This window comes from Paraburkholderia sp. GAS333, assembly GCF_050435665.1.
GTDB lineage: Bacteria > Pseudomonadota > Gammaproteobacteria > Burkholderiales > Burkholderiaceae > Paraburkholderia > Paraburkholderia fungorum_A.
In genome coordinates this window covers 1,155,287-1,171,794 of sequence record NZ_JBNDKS010000003.1, presented here as the reverse complement: position 1 = coordinate 1,171,794, position 16,508 = coordinate 1,155,287, and the positions used below count along the sequence as shown (strand labels likewise).

Below are 16,508 nucleotides of genomic sequence, written 5' to 3'. Positions count from 1 at the left end.
GGAAGTTGCCGGGATTGGCCGTTTGGCCGAGGTTGCATCTAACACTGTATGTTTGTACAGTATTGGTTATCGACTGGAGCCGATAATGAACAACCTGATTTCCGACCCTACCGATCACGCTCTGGCCGCGCTGCGCTACCAAACCGCGGCGCGCGATCTCGAACGTATCGTGCGCAATATCGCTGCACGCTACATCGTTCAGCAGGTGCCGCTCACGTGGCGTTTGCTGCACGCTATCGAAGCCGAAGCTCTCGCAGACCTCGGTTTTGCCAGCCGGCACGACGCGCTGATGCTGGGGCTGTTCCAGCGGCCGTCCGATCTGCCTTACCCGGAAACTGATGAAGGCGTGGATTTCGGCACGTCCACCGCGTTGCCGGCGGTGTTTGCGTTTGCTGTCAGCGCTTATGAAGAAGCCGCCCGCCGCGCCGCGCAGTCGACTTCGGCAAGCTCTGGCTTGAAACGCGCACGTCCCTGGGGCGGCTAAAGCGGCAGATGAAGGCTGTATTTTCATCGGTTGGCATCTACAATATGCGCAACTAACGGAAAGATAGCTTATGTCACCTCCTCACTTGTCGGACCCGGTTCCACGCCCTGCGCCTTCAACCGATCTCTTCGATCAGCAACGGGAAGACTGGCGTCGCGATCCGCAAATCGCTTTCGATGCCTGGCTCGCGAAGCAGCACTTCCGACGTTCATCGGCTGAGGTCTATCAGGCCCAGTGGGGGCTTTTTCTCGAGTGGCTTGGCGCTCGCCAGAAGACTCTCGTCTCCGTCGATACCGCTGCTATCGCCGAATTCGTCGCCGGGCTGGAAATACGGAAACCACAGCGAGTACGCTATTTGCGGTTAATCGAGCGGGTTCTGGATCACGTGCGGGAAATCGAATCCGCTTCCACCAACCCGGCTCGTTTCATTGCTCAGGATGGCGAAGCAGCGTGGCGAAATGCACGCGACAACGAACCCACCGGTTTTCTCAACCATGCAGAACGAACCGCGTTGATCGCTCAACTGTTTGCGCCGTTGCCGGATTTGTCCGTCGCACAGCGCTGGAGAGAACGTCGCGATCGCGCGTTGATTGCAGTCTTTCTCGGGGGAGGTCTGAAGACGGGAGAGGCAGCTTCGCTTACGGTTAGTTGCGTGAGTGCAGGTTCGCCATGGGTAACGATCGAGGCGGCCAACCCGATGTTGACACGTCGCACACGGCTCGCACCTTTTGCCGCAGCGATTCTCGACGCCTGGCTCGCTGAACGGCGTCTTTCTGAATTGGCGGGAGATCTGGTTTTCCCCGCCTCTCCGTCTGGACGTCCGATGCACAAAGCCACGATGCTGCGCGCGGTCGATGCGCTGGTCGAGTCCGCCGGAATTTCCGCATCCCGGAAATCGCGCGCCAGTCCGCAAACATTGCGAAACACCTTTGCTGCGGATCTTTTCGAGAGCGGAGTCGAAGCGGAACTGGTTGGGCAATGGTTGGGATTTGTGCAAGCGGTATCGGCGAATCGCCTGTATCGGGCGTGGCAAACATGGGCGGATCAGCAGGAATCGCCCACCGCCGACCAACCCGATCCGTCAGCCCCGCCTTTGCCCGCACCTAGACGCGACGGGCGTTTGACAAGAAAAGCGGGAGCTGGCGAGCCCTGAAAGTCCTCACCTTTCAGGTCCCGAATTTCCTCACCTTTGACGTTCGACGCGTCACCGAACCGCGTCGAACTCTCGCTCCGGACTTGCAATCGAATCGGCCGATAAGAACCGGCTGACCGCCGCCAGTCTTGATTCTCCGAGTCCAGACGAATGGTCGCATTCCGGACAGAGCAATTCAAACCGGTGATCGACCTGCGATAACTCCGGCTCACCTTCATCACATTTTGGGCAACGGGGAGGCAGCGTGACGTGACCGTCCGCGGCAGTGCCGATCATGTTCAACTCGTCATTTGTCAGCCGACCCGCATCGACCAGCGAACAAAGCAGGCTCGCTATCGCCGGGTCGATACCTTGCTGACCGCGCAACACGGTAACCTCTTTGGTCAACGCATCCACTTCGTCTGATTGCTCGCGCAGTTGGGCGTCGAGCCGATCGCCGCGCGCCTTGGCGGCCGCGATCTGCTGAATAAACTCAAATTCCTTGCGACTCGCGTCGCGAACACCCGACTGATAAGTCGCGGCCATGCTGCGCAACGAGTCGAGTTCGACCAGCATTGGCTTAACGCGCCGCTCCGCTTCAGCAACCGCGTCCTTGATCTGCTGCGCATAGTGTTCGGTGCTTTGGCGCAATTCAACATGTAATGCGTCAATTCGATCGCGAAGTGTCGCATTTGTGGTCTGTTCACTGTTCAGGCGCTGACTCAGTGCGTCATTTTCGCGTTCAAGCCGGCGAACCGTCGCCTGCAAGCTTTCCTGGTGAACATTGCCGTGCGTGGTGGCGCTAGACAGTTCGGCTTCGAGCGCACGAACCCGCTCCCAAGCCGCTTCTGCCCTTATTTCACTGCGCCTGATCGCGTCGTCGGAGGCTTCGCGGCGAATTTCCGCGTCTCTTGCCCGCTGATCCGCGATCCCAATTTGGGCGTGAATTTCTTCCCGTTCCCCCTCGAGACTCGCTCGGGCATGACCGACTGCTTCCTCGAAAAGTGCACCTAGCAGTTCGCCCGCGCGATCTTCCAGCGCTTTTGGAATAGCCCCGGCGCCTACTTTGACGCGCGACACATTTCGAATGCGCTCCCAGAAATTATCAATGTCTTTTGGGATATCGCTCGCACTGCCAGTCTGAGTCAGGTCACGAACTGCAGCCATGGAGGGCCGAATGCCCAAGTCGAAGAAGAGTCTCTTGCACGCATGAAGGGAGAGGTCCTGCCGTCGGACCCCTTGCGCTCTCATTGTTTCAAGCTCTTCGCGAATAGCTTGCCGTTCCTGGTCCAGATTCATATCTACCTCGATGTCGCTCGAATTGGATGGATCATAACAATTTACGTAGTATTCGCTACTTATTTGTTTGCGTCAGGTAGATTTGAACGAATTGCTGTGCTTTTAGGCGTCAGGTTAACGGATGAACCTGTCTTCGCTGTATTTTTCCGTGAAACAAAACGAAGAATAGCCAATAAGCTCTTGTAAAAAAAGAGTTTTTAAGAGGTTCTTCATGATCGCGCACTGTTTCACGGACGTTTCATGGAGGCTATGTGGTTGGGAGGTGTTATCCGGAGGGCTCGCGGGGTTGCGATTCTAGAGAGTAATAAAAGTAAACACCTTTGAACCCATGTTAAAAACGTTAACGCCACGGCAAAGCCTTACCTGGTGGGGGGTCTAGCCCGGTAAGGTGAAGCTTTGCGGGAGACGTGGTGAGGTCTTGCGGGATTCTGGAGTGATGAGGTTCGGGGGCCTCGGTGAGCAGGTCCGGGACAGAACGTGAGCGGGTTCAGGAGCCGGGGCCAACAAGGGGTTCGGCGAAAGGTGAGATTTTGCGGGACCTGACCGCCGTGAATCACCCGTTAACACGGAAAACTCGGACCTGAAGCTCGTAGGACCTTCGGTGAGCGCTTTCGGGACCGGTTCGAACCGTGATTTTTAGCCCTATTCCGAGGCTGTAAACCTCATTGGTGAGTCAAGTCGGGAGAAAACGCGAACCGAAGGTGAGACTTTACGGGGCCGCAGCGCGTTTTTGCATCAATTTCAGGCAAGTGGACACCTTAGGTGAGCTTTTTCGGGAGTATGAATCTGGTCTGCGGCGAGTTTCGCCGACAGCGTCGATCGGTGCCTGCGGTATGGAAATTGGAAAGGTGAGGAGATTCGGGAGATGTCGCTTCGTATACGTCGTGGTCGTTTGAATCGCCCGGTTTTTGGCTAAAGGTGAGGTTTTTCGGGAGGCTTTGAGACGGGTTTTAGCCGCACAGGTGAGGAAATGCAGGAGCAAAGCGGTCGACATGGGCCTGAAAAGCCCTGCAGATGGCGGTTTGTTAACTCTCAAGCTGCCGGTGTCGAATTCTATCGGTGAGGTTTTTCGGGAGGATGCAAGATAGTGACTTGGGGCGCGGGCTTTCGCCAAAATGCGGTTTAAGGTGAGGAAATCCGGGAGCCGCTATCAGGAGTATTCATTTTTAGAATTGTTTAAGTACATGAAATGATTGATTTATTTTGTCTTCGGCATCATAGGTGAGCGTTTTCAGGAGCTGTCGCTGGAAGTGCAAATAATTAACGGTGGTGGTGAAAGGTGAGGCTTTTCAGGAGGACTTTTGGGTGCATTTTGGGGGCTGCTTTGCCGAAAGCCGCGTCTTTTCGGGAATCGGGTTGATGCAAAGGTGAGCTTTTTCGGGGATGTTTGACGCTGTAAACCTGACTTGTCCCTCGGAGTGGCGAGTGTTAACGAGTCGTTTTGGCTTCGCCGTCGCGTAAAAATCGCCGTAGGTCGGTGTTGACGGGACTGCTCGGACGCAAGGCGGCCCCAAATTCCTTTGCTGCAGCCCTATAGTCCGTTTCCTGGCTCTAGACCGTAGGCGCGGCAATGGAGATGTCTACCGACAGGTGTTAACGGCGAGATCCCCCGCTTTTCAGCCGCGCTGCGTTAGGTGGTGTTTGGGAAATAGTGGGTCGCGAGGCGCTTGAGAGCGCAGGTTCCGGCATCGCTATACCCCGCCCCCTCCCCTTCCGACCAAGTCGCCGTCCAACGGCCGTCCCATCCCGTGGTACCAGGTGTCGCCACAAAAATCCTCAAATTTTTTAAGGTGAGCATATTCGGGATCAAATTCCTCCCGATCGCGCGCGGCACTCAAAAGCCCAAAATTCGAAGCGCCGCGATCTGCAAGGATCGCCCGAACCTGGCGTAAACCGGTGAGGTGAGGGTTTTCGGGGGTTGCTCGAGGTGAGTCGCGCCTCGTAAACTCACTTCACCGGGAACGGTGAGATGTACGCTATAGACGCGTATCACCACAGCCGGTATGCTCTCGCGAAATCCCTCTCCGACCAGACGTATGGCCACAAAGCGCGCGAAGAAGACAGATGTAGTCAGCCCGAGCTCGGCCGAATTGCGTAAGGCGGTCGAGGCGATCGCTATTCAGCCGAAAAGCGGGAAAATCACGCTGCTTACCCGCAAGCTGTTCAACGTGCTGCTCGCCGTCGCTCAGCAAGCGGATGAATCCGGCGACACTTATCGGGCTCTGCTGTCCGACATCGTGGCCAATTCCGCATTCGATTCCAACGACACGGCGCTCGTCAAGGAGCATCTGCGGCGCATGGTGTCGGTTCAGGTTGAGTGGAGTACGGGGACGTCCAGTCAGAAGCCTGGTCGCAAATGGGGTATTTCCACGCTGATTGCCGACGCGGAAATTCTTGAAGATCCCACCACACGGCGTGTCTGGGTGGAATTTTCATTTGCGCCGAAGATCAAGAAGAAGCTGCTCGATCCGGTTCAGTACGCTCGCCTGAGTCTTCAGTTCCAGAGTCAGTTGCGTAGCAGCGCGGGTTTGGCGCTCTACGAGATTTGCGTCCGCTATCTGACTAACCCAAGTCACCTGACGATGCGCGAGACGTGGGAATGGTGGCGCCCGATTCTGTCAGGCACGCCCGACACGGAAGCCGGCGACGAAGCGAAGCGCGAATACAAGTATTTCAAGCGTGATTACTTGCGCCCCGCGATCGCAGAAGTCAACGCGGTCACGAATATCTTTGTCGAGTTGATCGAGCATCGGGAAGGACGGCGTGTCGCCGAAATCCAGTTCCGTGTGACTGAACGCAAGCAGCCTATGCTCGCGCTCGACGAGCATCCCAATGTGTTCGACAGCACGCTGGTCGACCGGATGGTGAAGATCGGCATCCCGCTGAAAGAAGCGCAAACGCTGTATGCCGACAGCGAAGAAAACCGTATTCGCGCCGCTCTGCAGATGACAGAACAACGCATGCGCAGCACATCGTTGCCGCCGGTGCGTAGCGCGCCCGCGCTGTTCAAGGATGCGTTGAAGAAAGGTTATGCGCCGCCGGTCGAAGCGCTGCCTTCGGGGAATACACCCGGGAAGGCCTCGATCGCTGCGCCGGCCGACGATCTCAAAGCCCGATTGCTCGGCGAATATTCTGCATATCGTCGCAAGGAAGCGTACGCGCTATACAACGAACAAGGCGATTCCGAACGGGAAGTCGCGCGGCAATCGTTCGAGGAAGATGAGTTGCCGGGGCTCGGCACACACATGCGTGACGACTGGCGTCGTCGTGGACTGGATTCGAAGATTGTCGAAACTGCATTTTTCGACTGGCTGGCCCGCAAGACCTGGGGTGAGCCGACCGATGGCGACCTGCTCGCCTTCACGCTGAGCCAATCGCGCGCAGCTTGATCATCTTGGGGTGGCGGCTCGAGTGACGAGCCGCCCTGCCCTGTCTTTTGTCTCGGCGGTAATTCCCGCCTTCTTACTTCAGCATCTTCTCGATCTGGCGAAGGATGTCATCGCGCTTTTCACGCGAGAGGCCCTTCAGACGTAGTTCGATTCGATCATCTCCGTATGATTTGAGATCCCCTACCGGTACGCCGTCGAGCTTGATTTCCATCCGCTGCGCGTAGCGTTGACGTCCCGCCGGTTTGACGCTTTCCTGAGCGCTCGCCCTTCCCTTCACGATGTCCGCGACTTGCCGCGTGCTCAGATCGTCGGAGAGGATTTTGTTGATCAGACGCAGAGTTGCATCCGCACCGCGGGCGGTGTGATACCGGCCTACCTGATACGCCATGTTCGAGCCGAATCTATCCGGTCGCGCGACCATCTCATGCATGACGGGTTCGGGCAGCTTTGCAATGGACAAGGCGACCGCGACGGTCGATTCGTCCAGCCCGAGATGTTCCGCCAGTTCCTTCTGACTCTGGAAATGCCGATCATCCAGGAAGCGCCTCCAGACGACTGCGTTGTCGAACACTGTCTGCGAATCGCGCTGGACATTGAGGTCGTAGCCGAGCTTGTAGCTCTGAATGCCGATTGGCAGATCGATGACGATCGCCTTCACCAACTCCTTGTTCGCCTCTTTCAGCGCGCGCACACGCCTGCCACCGTCACTGACGAAGTAGGTCCCGGGGTTCTCGTAGTCGGGAATAACGTGAATCGCCTGTTGCTGTCCCTGCTTCGCCAGATTGACAGCGAGCTCAGCAATGGACGACTTCAGATAGAAGTGCCGGGGATTGAAGGGGCTCGGCTTGATCGTCTTAAGCGGCAACTCGATGACCTGGCTCGGGCGATACCCGTGTTCAAGCCTCCACGCACGATATGCGGCCGATTCGTTTGCTGCGTCGCTCGTATCGACTTCCGGCTCCGACTGCGGGACAACGGCTGCAATGGCGCGCCCTGCTACTTCGTTGCTCCTGGAGCCACTCTTAACCAGACCGTCGATTGCATTCAGACGATCGAGTGCTGTTCGCTTTTCACTGCTGGTCGTATCAGGACGTGCTTGAAAGCCTTTGGCAAATTGGGAGGGTTTCATTCAGGGTCCTTTATGCGCATAAATTTCACGGGAGCAGCGCGGCGATCTCGTTCGCGCATGCCCGGACTTCGAGTGCGGCCAACTTCGCGCCGCGGTCATTCATCTGGAGCACTGTTTGTCCTAGTGCCATAGCCTGCTTGTAGGCTTCGCGCGTTGGAATCTGGGTTTTGAGCAACGGGAAACCTAGCTCTTCCAGCGCGCGCTTCAGTTCACGCGTCAGCATCCGCTTTTCTTCGGTTTTATTGAGCAGGAAGACGGCGCGCAGGTCCTCGTTCATGACCTGAGCTTGCTGGACGAGCTTGACCAAACCAATGCTCGACCAGTAGTCAGCGGGTGAAGACGATGTGGGAATCACAGCGACGCTCGCGGCGAGAAGAACCACGCCGGATACTTTCTCTGTGATGGAGGGAGGGCAATCGACCACGATGATGTCGTAGTCGGCCACAAACTTCTTGATCTCGCGGTGAATCTGGCTGCCCGCTTCAGAGAGATTGATGACCGGAAAGGGAATGCCGGTATCGCCGTCTGATGAAGCACTGGCCCAGTGAATCAGGGTGTTCTGTCCGTCCGCGTCGACAACCAGGACGCGCTTGCCTTTCTCATGAAACGCAGCGCCGAGGTGCATCGCGATTGTGCTCTTCCCGACCCCACCCTTCTGCTGAGTTACCGCGATGATTTCTGCTGCCAATATTCACCTCCTCTTTTTAGACGCAAATGGATTTTACCTGGATGGATTTCCATTTCAATTGTTTTTGTGTAAACAAAGGAAGAATTAGCCGTTCGGGTTAGGTTTATGCGCATAAAGAGGTGGATGCATGCGCGGACAGAGAGGGGAGGCGCGAATGCATGCATCTATGGCGAGAAGGTCTGTGCTATCGGCAACCGAAAGATTGGTGAGTTGGAGAGCCTGCTCTTAGGGCCGGTGGTGTGCCGGGCACTGGGCTTGGAAGGTGTCGTCATGATTGTTTGATCGATGCGGCTACTTCGATTAAGCGCTAGGTCCGATTCAATAACACTCGTGGTGTGCCTGTAGTTTTCGCGGGCGGACGTAGATGACACGCGATGGACTTTATGCGCATAAAGTCCATCGCGTGAATGGGCCGATGCGTACCCCAATAGTGTGGAAAGTCATTTCTGCGAGATGACGGTGACCAATTGGTTGGTGTGCTACACAGGCGGCTATGGCGCCTACCGCCGACCTATTCGTGATCCTCTGGGCGGCGCATTTCATGAAGCATGAAATGCATGGATATTCCGGTTATGTGGAAGAAACCTACCGGAACAACAAGGCAGCGGACGTCTACTGCTGCGTGTGTTGCCAGAGCGCTTTGCTCTATGGCCGCGATGGCGGCCGCCGAAGTTCAGAACCTGATGCTCGCGGTCAACACGACACTGATCGAGGGTGCGATAGCCGCTGAGATAATCTCGCATCTGGACTATCTAAGACGTAGCCCAAGCCATTGGCCTAGGCGAATGAGTGCAGCGGCGTTAGCGTAAAACTGGCCGTCATCGAGCGCAGCCGACTCAGAGTCGATCTACCAAGCAATTACGGGGGCAGTTGAGCCCGTCCCGACTCCAAAACACGAGCGGCTTTTTAGCCGCGTCGACAGACCGCCAGCGTAGGACATCGGCGCTTACGCACTTTATGCGCATAAAGCCCCCCTCCTCCGTCACCCCCTCCCCTCCACCAGCTAGAATCCATCCAAAATCCGGACCACCCCTACATCACTCCATCCACGCCCATGATCACCATCTATCACAACCCACGCTGTTCCAAATCGCGAGCCACCTGCGAGCTAATCACCAGCACTTACAACCTCGCCAATGAAGCAACGGAAGTCGTCGAGTATCTGAAGCATCCGCTTTCCGTCGCGCAACTCAAGCAGATCCAAGCACAACTGGGCTGTACCGTCCGCGACATGCTTCGAGACACTGAAGCCGAATACAAAGAGCTTCAGCTGTCCGACGCATCCCTGACCGACTCCCAGCTATACGAAGCAATCGCCAGACACCCCATCCTTCTACAGAGACCTATCGTCGTTCGGAATGGGCGAGCCGTGATCGGCCGCCCGCCGGAAAACGTCGCGGCGCTATTTGAGTGACGAGTGTCTGCCGACAAGAAAGCCTTTTCGCCGGATACGAATCACAATGCGCGTTATGCGCCCGCTCCGCCCTCCGACTCAAAGGCGCACGTTAAGCCTTAGCCGGCAGCGCCGCATCCTTCGTGACGATCTTCGTCGGGATGATGCGAAGATCGCTGAACGTGTCCGCAATCCGCTGCTGCTCGGCAAGCACTTCCCCGTCGACGGGCTTATAGATATGCGCGTAATGCCGCAAGCCCGCTTCGATCACGCTAGCGTCGAGTCCCTGAATGGGTGCGAGTTGTGCTGCTGCTTCGCCGTAGTGCGCCCGCACCCACGCTCCCTCCTTGCTGACTTCATCCATCGTGATTGCGAGCACGTCGCCGTTTTGCTGCGCAAACGGTCGCGCGCTGAGGAAGAACTGGTGATGGCTCACAATCCCTTCCGCGTCGGCGAGTAAGCGCGCATTCGACTGACGCTTCGCGGCTTCAAGGAACGGGTCCCAAACCGCCCATGCATCGATCGCACCGCGCTCAAAGGCCGCGCGCGCGTCTGCAGGTGCAAGGAAGACAGGCTGAATCTCGCTGTACTTCACCCCGCTCTTCTGGAGCGCCGCAACCAGAAACCAGTGCACGTCCGAGCCCTTGTTCAGGGCGATTTTTTTTCCCTTCAGATCGGCCAGCGTTTTGATCGAAGAATCCGGGTGCACGAGGATGCCTTCGGCGTGCGGCGTCGGAATTTCATAGGCGGTGTAGACGAAGTTGGCGCCCGCCGCCTGCGCGAACACCGGCGGCGCCTCGCCGACATAGCCGAAATCGATCGCACCGACATTCAGCCCTTCAAGCAATTGCGGCCCGGCGGGGAATTCGGTCCATTTGACGGTAATGCCTTGCGAGGCAAGTCGCTTTTCAAGCGTGCCATGCGACTTGAGCAACACGAGCGTGCTGGCTGCTTTCTGATAGCCGATACGAAATTCCTTTGCGTGTGTATCGGCGGCAAAAGCGGATGAGAACACGCCGGGCAAGGTGGCTGCGGCCAGCGACGCACCCACGCCAGCGAGAAACGCGCGGCGCGTAAGCAGCGGATGACGGGACATAAAAGTGCTCGTTTAAAAGACGGACGCAAAACGGACCGATTGGCTCCGACGATAATTCGTCTGCAAGCCTGGACGAACCGATAAATTCGCATAAGCAAATCACTCGCGAGCCACGCGCCAACTGCTATGACGCGCGCCCCACCTCCGCTGCATCAAGCCGAGCCGCCGCCGCTACAATTCGTCATCCGCGCGTGGCCGCGGCTGCGTTAATCAACAAAGGGACATCGTGCATCTAACGACAACACTCGCGCCGTGGTCATCCCACGACACTCAATTGATCTTGTCGTGCGTACTCGGACTCGCACTGATCATCATCGCTATCAGCGTTCTAAAACTTGCACCGTTTCTATCGATTCTTGTCGGCACGTTCGCGGCGGGCTTTGCGGCCGGCCTGCCGCTCGAAGCCGTCGCCAGCGCCTTCAGCAAAGGTGCGGGCGCGTTGCTGGGCGATGTCGGCATCATCATTGCGCTGGGGGCGATGCTCGGTGCGTTGATGGCCGAATCGGGCGCCGCCGACCGGCTCGTATCGACTATCCTCAAGCACTCCACGCCGCGCACGCTGCCGTGGATGATGGCGCTGGTCGCGCTGATCATCGGCATGCCGCTCTTTTTCGAAGTTGGTCTGGTGATGATGGTGCCGATCATCTTCGTGATGGCGCGTCGCTCGCAGCAGCCGATTCTTCGCATTGCGATTCCGGCTCTGGCCGGCATGACGACCCTGCACGCATTGCTGCCGCCGCATCCGGGTCCGTTGATCGCGGTGAGCGCGCTGCATGCCGACCTCGGGCTGACGCTCGGCCTTGGTGTGATCGTCGCGATTCCGGCCGTGATTCTTGCGGGGCCGCTGTATGGGATGTGGCTGTCAAAACGGATGCACGTCGCCGAGCCGGAGGAAATGGGTAAGCTTTTTTCCGCGCAGCAAGACACTGGCGAACCGCCGAGCTTCGCCATCTCGCTGATTACGATCCTGTTGCCCGTCGTACTGATGCTGGGCCGCACGGTCGCCAAACTGCTGCTTCAGCCGGAGACTTTCCTGTTCGACGCGCTGAATTTCCTCGGCGAGCCGTTGATCGCGCTTGGCCTCACCGTGCTGTTCGCCGTGGTGGCGCTCGGCTGGTCGCGCGGAATGGCACGCGAACGTGTCGGCGGCATTCTGCGCAAAAGCTTGCCGCCGATCGCCGCGCTGCTGCTGACCATCGGCGCGGGCGGCGGCTTGAAGCAGGCGCTCGTCGTCGCGGGCATCAGCACGACGATTGGCAAGATCGCGGTCGGCGCGCACATGCCGCTGATTTTGCTCGCCTGGTTGATCGCGGTCGCGTTGCGCCAGGCAACCGGTTCGGCGACGGTCGCCACGACGACAACCGCGGGCATAGTCGCCCCCGTCGTCGCGGGTCTTAGCGCGACGCACAATTCGTTGATGGCGCTCGCCATCGGCGCGGGTTCGGTGTTCTTCTGCCACGTGAACGACGCCGGCTTCTGGATGGTGCGCGAGTACTTCGGGCTGCAATTGAAGCAGACGGTATTGGTCTGGTCGGTGCTTCAGACCATTGTCTCTGTCGTGGGTCTCGCGCTGACGCTCGTGTTATGGGGCGTGTTGACCTGAATGCGGAAGTCTCGCAATTGATCCGGGAAAAATTAAAACTTCGGCAGGGGTTTTAGTTCTTTTTCCGGATTGCGTGGCCTCCGGTGCAGCGTTAAACGGGACCGACGTTGGCAGGATTTGCCGCCTCGCTGTCTATTTCAAGCCGTCCTCGCCGCTTACACTGGCTCGCAAGTGAGGTGCCTTCCGCACTTCGAGTCAAATACGGAAATCGTCGCCATGCTTGAACTCAGACCCTCTTGCGAAGGATGCGGCAAGTCACTGCCGCCGAATGCGTCCGACGCCATGATTTGCACGTACGAATGTACATTCTGCGAGGTATGCGCACTGGGTACGCTGCGCAATGTGTGTCCGAATTGTGGCGGCAATTTTCAGCATCGGCCGATCCGCACGCGCGCGCAGCTTGAGAAGCACCCGGCTCGTGCGGAGCCACATCCCATTTCCATTGATGAAGAGGCGCATGCGCGATTTTTTGAGCGTTATCGGGATACGCCGGCTGGTGAGCGTTAGCGGCTTGTCGAGATAAACGTGAATATGGAGGGCTTGGTTACAGCCCCGCCCTGCCGTGGGACTTTACGACGTCGCTGTCTATTGCCCCACGGCAAACCTAAGAAAGGTAGCGGCTATTTTCCTCTACTTCGAATGCACCCTCCCTCCCGTGCGGGGACGCAAAGACCAGTACGACTGCACGTCCCCTCCTCGCCCGGCGAAATCAATTATTGCGAAATCTGAAATCAATAATTATTTGACCGTCCGGCAGACCTGTCCCGAAATGCAGAGGCAAGCGATTCAGCCAGCCGCAAATGGCCGTTTCAATTAAGCCCCTGCCCTGCCTCGATTATTTCGAAAATTGAAAAAATGTCTTATCGACTTCGGTATTTGTCGGAGGACACTCAATCGCTATCCTTCGCTCAATCGATCGCACCAGATCGCGACACCCACGCTGAGGACTAGCACCATGAAACGTATTCTTTCCGCTTTGATCGCTTCCGTCGCCCTGTTTGCAGCAGCTTCGGGCGCAGCCCATGCCGCCGCTCCGGAGAAATGCAACGGCCCGGCGTCGTACTGCAACGTGTTTTTCGGCAACTAAAAAATCGGGAGACTTGATCGGATCGCCAGTGTGGTTCGAATCCGTTTCCGAAGATGATCGTCGATGTAAAAAGAAGGGCGCCGGAAGCTAACGGCGCCCTTTTTGCATTCCCCTCCAACAGCCGCCCCGGTCGTCCGTGCGGGAAATTTTTCACGTTGCTAACCGTGTTACAGTGGGTCGACAGCTTGCCCTTCTCCCGCCTGATTTTCCGCGGTCACTGACGCAAAACGTCGTCATCTCAACGCCTTGTATCGAACAGGGTTTCCCGTTTGCCCGTGTGACTCTGCGGCGTGTTATCGGTCGTGTCGAAGCGAATAGACCATGGTCGCGGAACGCGAGCCGCGTTATCCATGCGCTGCTGCAGGCTGCATTGACGGCCAACGAGCCGCCTTGTCGGCAAATGGGCGACAAACGACTTTACTGGAGACGATCACTATGAATATCAGCATCACGCGCCATCAAGGTCTGGAAAGACCGACCGACGACTTGGCGTTAAGCCAGTCGCTCACCACGCCATGACGCAATCATCGATGGCAAATCACGGTTCCAGACGCTCTCAGCGCGCCGCGCTTCCTGTACTCACGGGGCGGGCCAATTATCAGGTGATGGCATCGTCACGAAGGACTTCGAGCGGTACGGTGCCGACATTGAAAGTGATTAGGCTCAGCGACGAACGGGTGATCTATCCGTTTCAAGGTCACGCCGATCTCCCCTTTTGCGAAGATGCCGACGCGGCGCAGGCCTACGCGGAGACGTACGGTTGGCAACTTGTCGATGGGGACATCGCAGTACCGGAGTAAGAGCCGCACTACGCGACGACATGCTGCCCGATCAAACGCGATCTGGGCGGCCGCAAAAAACACCGCGCGCGCCGCCCAACGCCCGGGCGCGGCCGACACTAGCGGAACAGCCTCAACCCCGTCCCGCCAGCAACAGCCTAGATCTTCCCTCCCCCATCGATCCCACTCCCTTTGCGCCACACATCCTTGCCGCGCTCGGACAGCTCGCCGCTGCTATGCACCTTGTCCGCCTCGGTGCCGTCGACGGCCATATCGCCGCCCGGCTGCTCCTGTGCCGGCTGCTTTTGCTTCTTGCGGGCCGCGACCGCTTCATCATGCGATTTACCTGCATAGTTGAGACTCATAATCGGCTCCTCCAGAAGAGATCGATTCGCTTAACCGCAGACGCTGGCGTCGTCCAATAAAACGACCCGCCGGATCGGTCATATTTTCCAGATCCGACAATCTTCGCCCAGTGCCTTTGCAGTTAAGCACTCATTTGCCTCAAATCGTCGTAGGCCGAAAGCATGCTTGATTGACAAGGCAAAAGTACCAGTTATCCACAAGGTTATTCAGTGAATCTGTGGATAACTTCGATGCGCTGCAAGTTATCCACCGACACCCCTCGACTCCTTCGAGGGACAGCGCTATCTAGCCGCTATTCCGTCGCCGTCCGCCAGGCTTTTGCCTATGATGGACAGTTCGTACCCTTCCCGCGCCTCGTGCGCCTCACGTCAAGGAAACGAATCATGGCTCATCACATTGCGGTTGTTGTCGGCAGTCTGCGTCGCGAGTCGTTTAACCGGCAACTGGCACAAGCGGTGATTTCGCTTGCCCCTGCCGACTTCACCTTCGAATTCATCGATATCGGTTCGTTGCCGCTTTACAGCCAGGACTACGATGCCGACTATCCCGAAGCGGGCAAGCAGCTGAAGCAACGGATCGAAGCCGCGGACGGCCTGCTGTTCGTCACCCCTGAATACAACCGCTCGATACCCGGCGTCCTGAAGAACGCGCTCGATTGGGGTTCGCGGCCGTGGGGCACCAATTCGTGGGGCAACAAACCTGGCGCCGTACTCGGCACTTCTGTTGGCGCAACCGGCACGGCGCTGTCGCAACAGCATCTGCGGAATGTGCTGGCTTACCTCGACGTCGCGACTCTCGGCCAACCCGAAATGTTCATCAAACACGACGCAGCGGTGATCAACGACAAAGGCGAAATTCTCAACGACGGCACACGCAAGTTTTTACAAACTTTCGTTGACCGCTACGTTGCATGGGTCAAACGGCACACGGCGGCTTAACCAAAGCGCCCACCCGGCGAAACTGGCAGCGGACGCCGTCCTACCGGCACCGCTGCCGTCACGACCTGCATCAGACGTGGTGATGATGTCCCGTCACCCGCTCCCACCCGTGACGCACAGCGAGCTTGAAGCGTTCCCACGTGCTGTCCGGCGACGTGCGTTCCCAATGATCGCGAGCTTCCGGCTCGATCTCATCCCACGGACGATCGCGAAAACGCGTGTCGGCGGCGATCTCCGCGCCGTAGCGATAAGCGGGCACGTAGTCTTCGTAACGCGCATTGTCCGCCGCGTATTGCTCGTCATAGTGCGAGCGGAAATCCTCTTCGTATTCCAGATATTCGTTCGGAATCTGGGCGCCAACCGCGCCCGCAGGTTGCGTCGTGTTCGGGACGACCTCGGACGGCTGCATTACCGCGCCCGAACCGGCGACCGAACCCGCAGCAATCGCGCTGCGCCCTGCGTCGCCCACTAGCGGATCGACGACTGGCTCATTCACCGGATCGATCAGCGGCCGTTCGGCGAGCGGCGGCGGCACGAAAGGCTCGGCGTCGGTGCTTCCCGGAGGCATGGCGTAGTACGGCTCCGCTGCCGACGCGGCCCGCGCTGTGTCCGTCGCGCTCACTCCTGGCCTCACTGCACTTGACGTTTGCGGAGTGGTCGCTGTGACAGCGCCAATTCCTAATTCGTCCAGCACGGAATGTTCACGGCGCGCTTCCGGCTGCGCTTCCCAGGTGGGCAGACGGTCGCCGATGTCGGTCGCGCCCAGCCGCGTCAGCGTGCTGCGCGCCAATTCCGCGTGCGATTCGCTGGTGGCATTCACGCAGACCAGCACCGCGCCGCGCCGCATCGCTTCGACATAGCTGGCAGTTTCGGGCGCGCGGGGGCCGCTCGCAAACAGACTGGCCAGGAAACGCTCGATGTTCGCCAGCATGCCCGCGCCGGCGACTTCGTCGGTGGCGGAAGCGACCGTGGGTTGCGGATTTGCCTGCAATTCGATGGATTCGCGGGCGAAGCCAGTTTGCACGAGCGTATCGCGGGCGCTTTCGGCCTGGGTGTAGGTGTCGAATAAACCAATCACGGTGTGTTGCATGGCTGTCTCCCGACGTAGTTGGGCGGAACGAACGA

General features: G+C 58.1%; 14 protein-coding genes and 2 pseudogenes. 9 read left to right on the top strand and 7 right to left on the bottom strand.

Annotated features, from left to right (window positions below):
• The first annotated feature begins 85 nt into the window (after positions 1-85).
• Positions 86-484 (top strand): DUF2471 domain-containing protein, encoded by a 399-nt coding sequence (locus ABH945_RS21050; protein ID WP_074770917.1) that lies wholly within the window; start codon positions 86-88, stop codon positions 482-484.
• Positions 485-554: 70 nt separating this feature from the next.
• Entirely contained in the window at positions 555-1,637 is a 1,083-nt protein-coding gene (locus tag ABH945_RS21045) for a tyrosine-type recombinase/integrase (RefSeq protein ID WP_429251792.1), read from the top strand.
• Positions 1,638-1,688: 51 nt separating this feature from the next.
• On the opposite strand, the gene ABH945_RS21040 is transcribed toward ABH945_RS21045, so the two are convergent.
• The gene (locus ABH945_RS21040) at positions 1,689-2,915 is read right to left on the bottom strand and encodes a DNA-binding protein (RefSeq protein WP_429251791.1); all 1,227 of its coding nucleotides are present in this window, start codon (positions 2,913-2,915) and stop codon (positions 1,689-1,691) included.
• Between the two features lie 2,036 nt (positions 2,916-4,951).
• On the opposite strand from ABH945_RS21040, the gene ABH945_RS21035 reads away from it, so the two are divergent.
• Entirely contained in the window at positions 4,952-6,304 is a 1,353-nt protein-coding gene (locus ABH945_RS21035; protein WP_074770914.1) for a replication initiation protein, read from the top strand.
• Positions 6,305-6,377: 73 nt separating this feature from the next.
• Here the strand turns inward: ABH945_RS21035 and ABH945_RS21030 are convergent.
• The 3 genes and pseudogenes from ABH945_RS21030 to parA all read right to left on the bottom strand — a co-directional run.
• Positions 6,378-7,250 (bottom strand): annotated as a pseudogene (locus ABH945_RS21030) (ParB/RepB/Spo0J family partition protein); the annotation flags it as partial.
• A gap of 68 nt (positions 7,251-7,318) precedes the next feature.
• Positions 7,319-7,433: pseudogene (locus tag ABH945_RS21025) on the bottom strand (ParB/RepB/Spo0J family partition protein); the annotation flags it as partial.
• Between the two features lie 25 nt (positions 7,434-7,458).
• The gene (parA, locus tag ABH945_RS21020; protein ID WP_042326592.1) at positions 7,459-8,121 is read right to left on the bottom strand and encodes a ParA family partition ATPase; all 663 of its coding nucleotides are present in this window, start codon (positions 8,119-8,121) and stop codon (positions 7,459-7,461) included.
• A 1,054-nt stretch (positions 8,122-9,175) separates the two neighbouring features.
• On the opposite strand from parA, the gene arsC reads away from it, so the two are divergent.
• Positions 9,176-9,535 (top strand): arsenate reductase (glutaredoxin), encoded by a 360-nt coding sequence (gene arsC / locus ABH945_RS21015; RefSeq protein WP_429251790.1) that lies wholly within the window; start codon positions 9,176-9,178, stop codon positions 9,533-9,535.
• A gap of 91 nt (positions 9,536-9,626) precedes the next feature.
• Here the strand turns inward: arsC and ABH945_RS21010 are convergent, their stop codons facing one another.
• Positions 9,627-10,610: a sulfonate ABC transporter substrate-binding protein gene (locus ABH945_RS21010; protein ID WP_429251789.1), complete on the bottom strand. Its 984-nt coding sequence runs from the start codon at positions 10,608-10,610 to the stop codon at positions 9,627-9,629.
• Positions 10,611-10,836: 226 nt separating this feature from the next.
• Between ABH945_RS21010 and ABH945_RS21005 the strand changes: the two genes are divergently transcribed.
• The 4 genes from ABH945_RS21005 (at position 10,837) to ABH945_RS20990 (ending at position 14,100) form a co-directional block, all read left to right on the top strand.
• Positions 10,837-12,213: a gluconate:H+ symporter gene (locus tag ABH945_RS21005; RefSeq protein ID WP_429251788.1), complete on the top strand. Its 1,377-nt coding sequence runs from the start codon at positions 10,837-10,839 to the stop codon at positions 12,211-12,213.
• A 216-nt stretch (positions 12,214-12,429) separates the two neighbouring features.
• Positions 12,430-12,720: a DUF1272 domain-containing protein gene (locus tag ABH945_RS21000; RefSeq protein ID WP_074770908.1), complete on the top strand. Its 291-nt coding sequence runs from the start codon at positions 12,430-12,432 to the stop codon at positions 12,718-12,720.
• A 448-nt stretch (positions 12,721-13,168) separates the two neighbouring features.
• Positions 13,169-13,300, top strand: a complete 132-nt coding sequence (locus ABH945_RS20995; protein WP_268960526.1) for a hypothetical protein — start codon at positions 13,169-13,171, stop codon at positions 13,298-13,300.
• 515 nt (positions 13,301-13,815) lie between these two features.
• The gene (locus ABH945_RS20990; RefSeq protein WP_074770907.1) at positions 13,816-14,100 is read left to right on the top strand and encodes a DUF6723 family protein; all 285 of its coding nucleotides are present in this window, start codon (positions 13,816-13,818) and stop codon (positions 14,098-14,100) included.
• A gap of 137 nt (positions 14,101-14,237) precedes the next feature.
• Here the strand turns inward: ABH945_RS20990 and ABH945_RS20985 are convergent, their stop codons facing one another.
• Complete coding sequence (locus tag ABH945_RS20985) at positions 14,238-14,444, bottom strand: hypothetical protein (protein ID WP_074770906.1); 207 nt, start codon at positions 14,442-14,444, stop codon at positions 14,238-14,240.
• Between the two features lie 384 nt (positions 14,445-14,828).
• On the opposite strand from ABH945_RS20985, the gene ABH945_RS20980 reads away from it, so the two are divergent.
• Positions 14,829-15,383 (top strand): NADPH-dependent FMN reductase, encoded by a 555-nt coding sequence (locus ABH945_RS20980; RefSeq protein WP_429251787.1) that lies wholly within the window; start codon positions 14,829-14,831, stop codon positions 15,381-15,383.
• Positions 15,384-15,453: 70 nt separating this feature from the next.
• Here the strand turns inward: ABH945_RS20980 and ABH945_RS20975 are convergent, their stop codons facing one another.
• Complete coding sequence (locus ABH945_RS20975; protein ID WP_429251786.1) at positions 15,454-16,473, bottom strand: hypothetical protein; 1,020 nt, start codon at positions 16,471-16,473, stop codon at positions 15,454-15,456.
• Positions 16,474-16,508 lie beyond the last annotated feature (35 nt).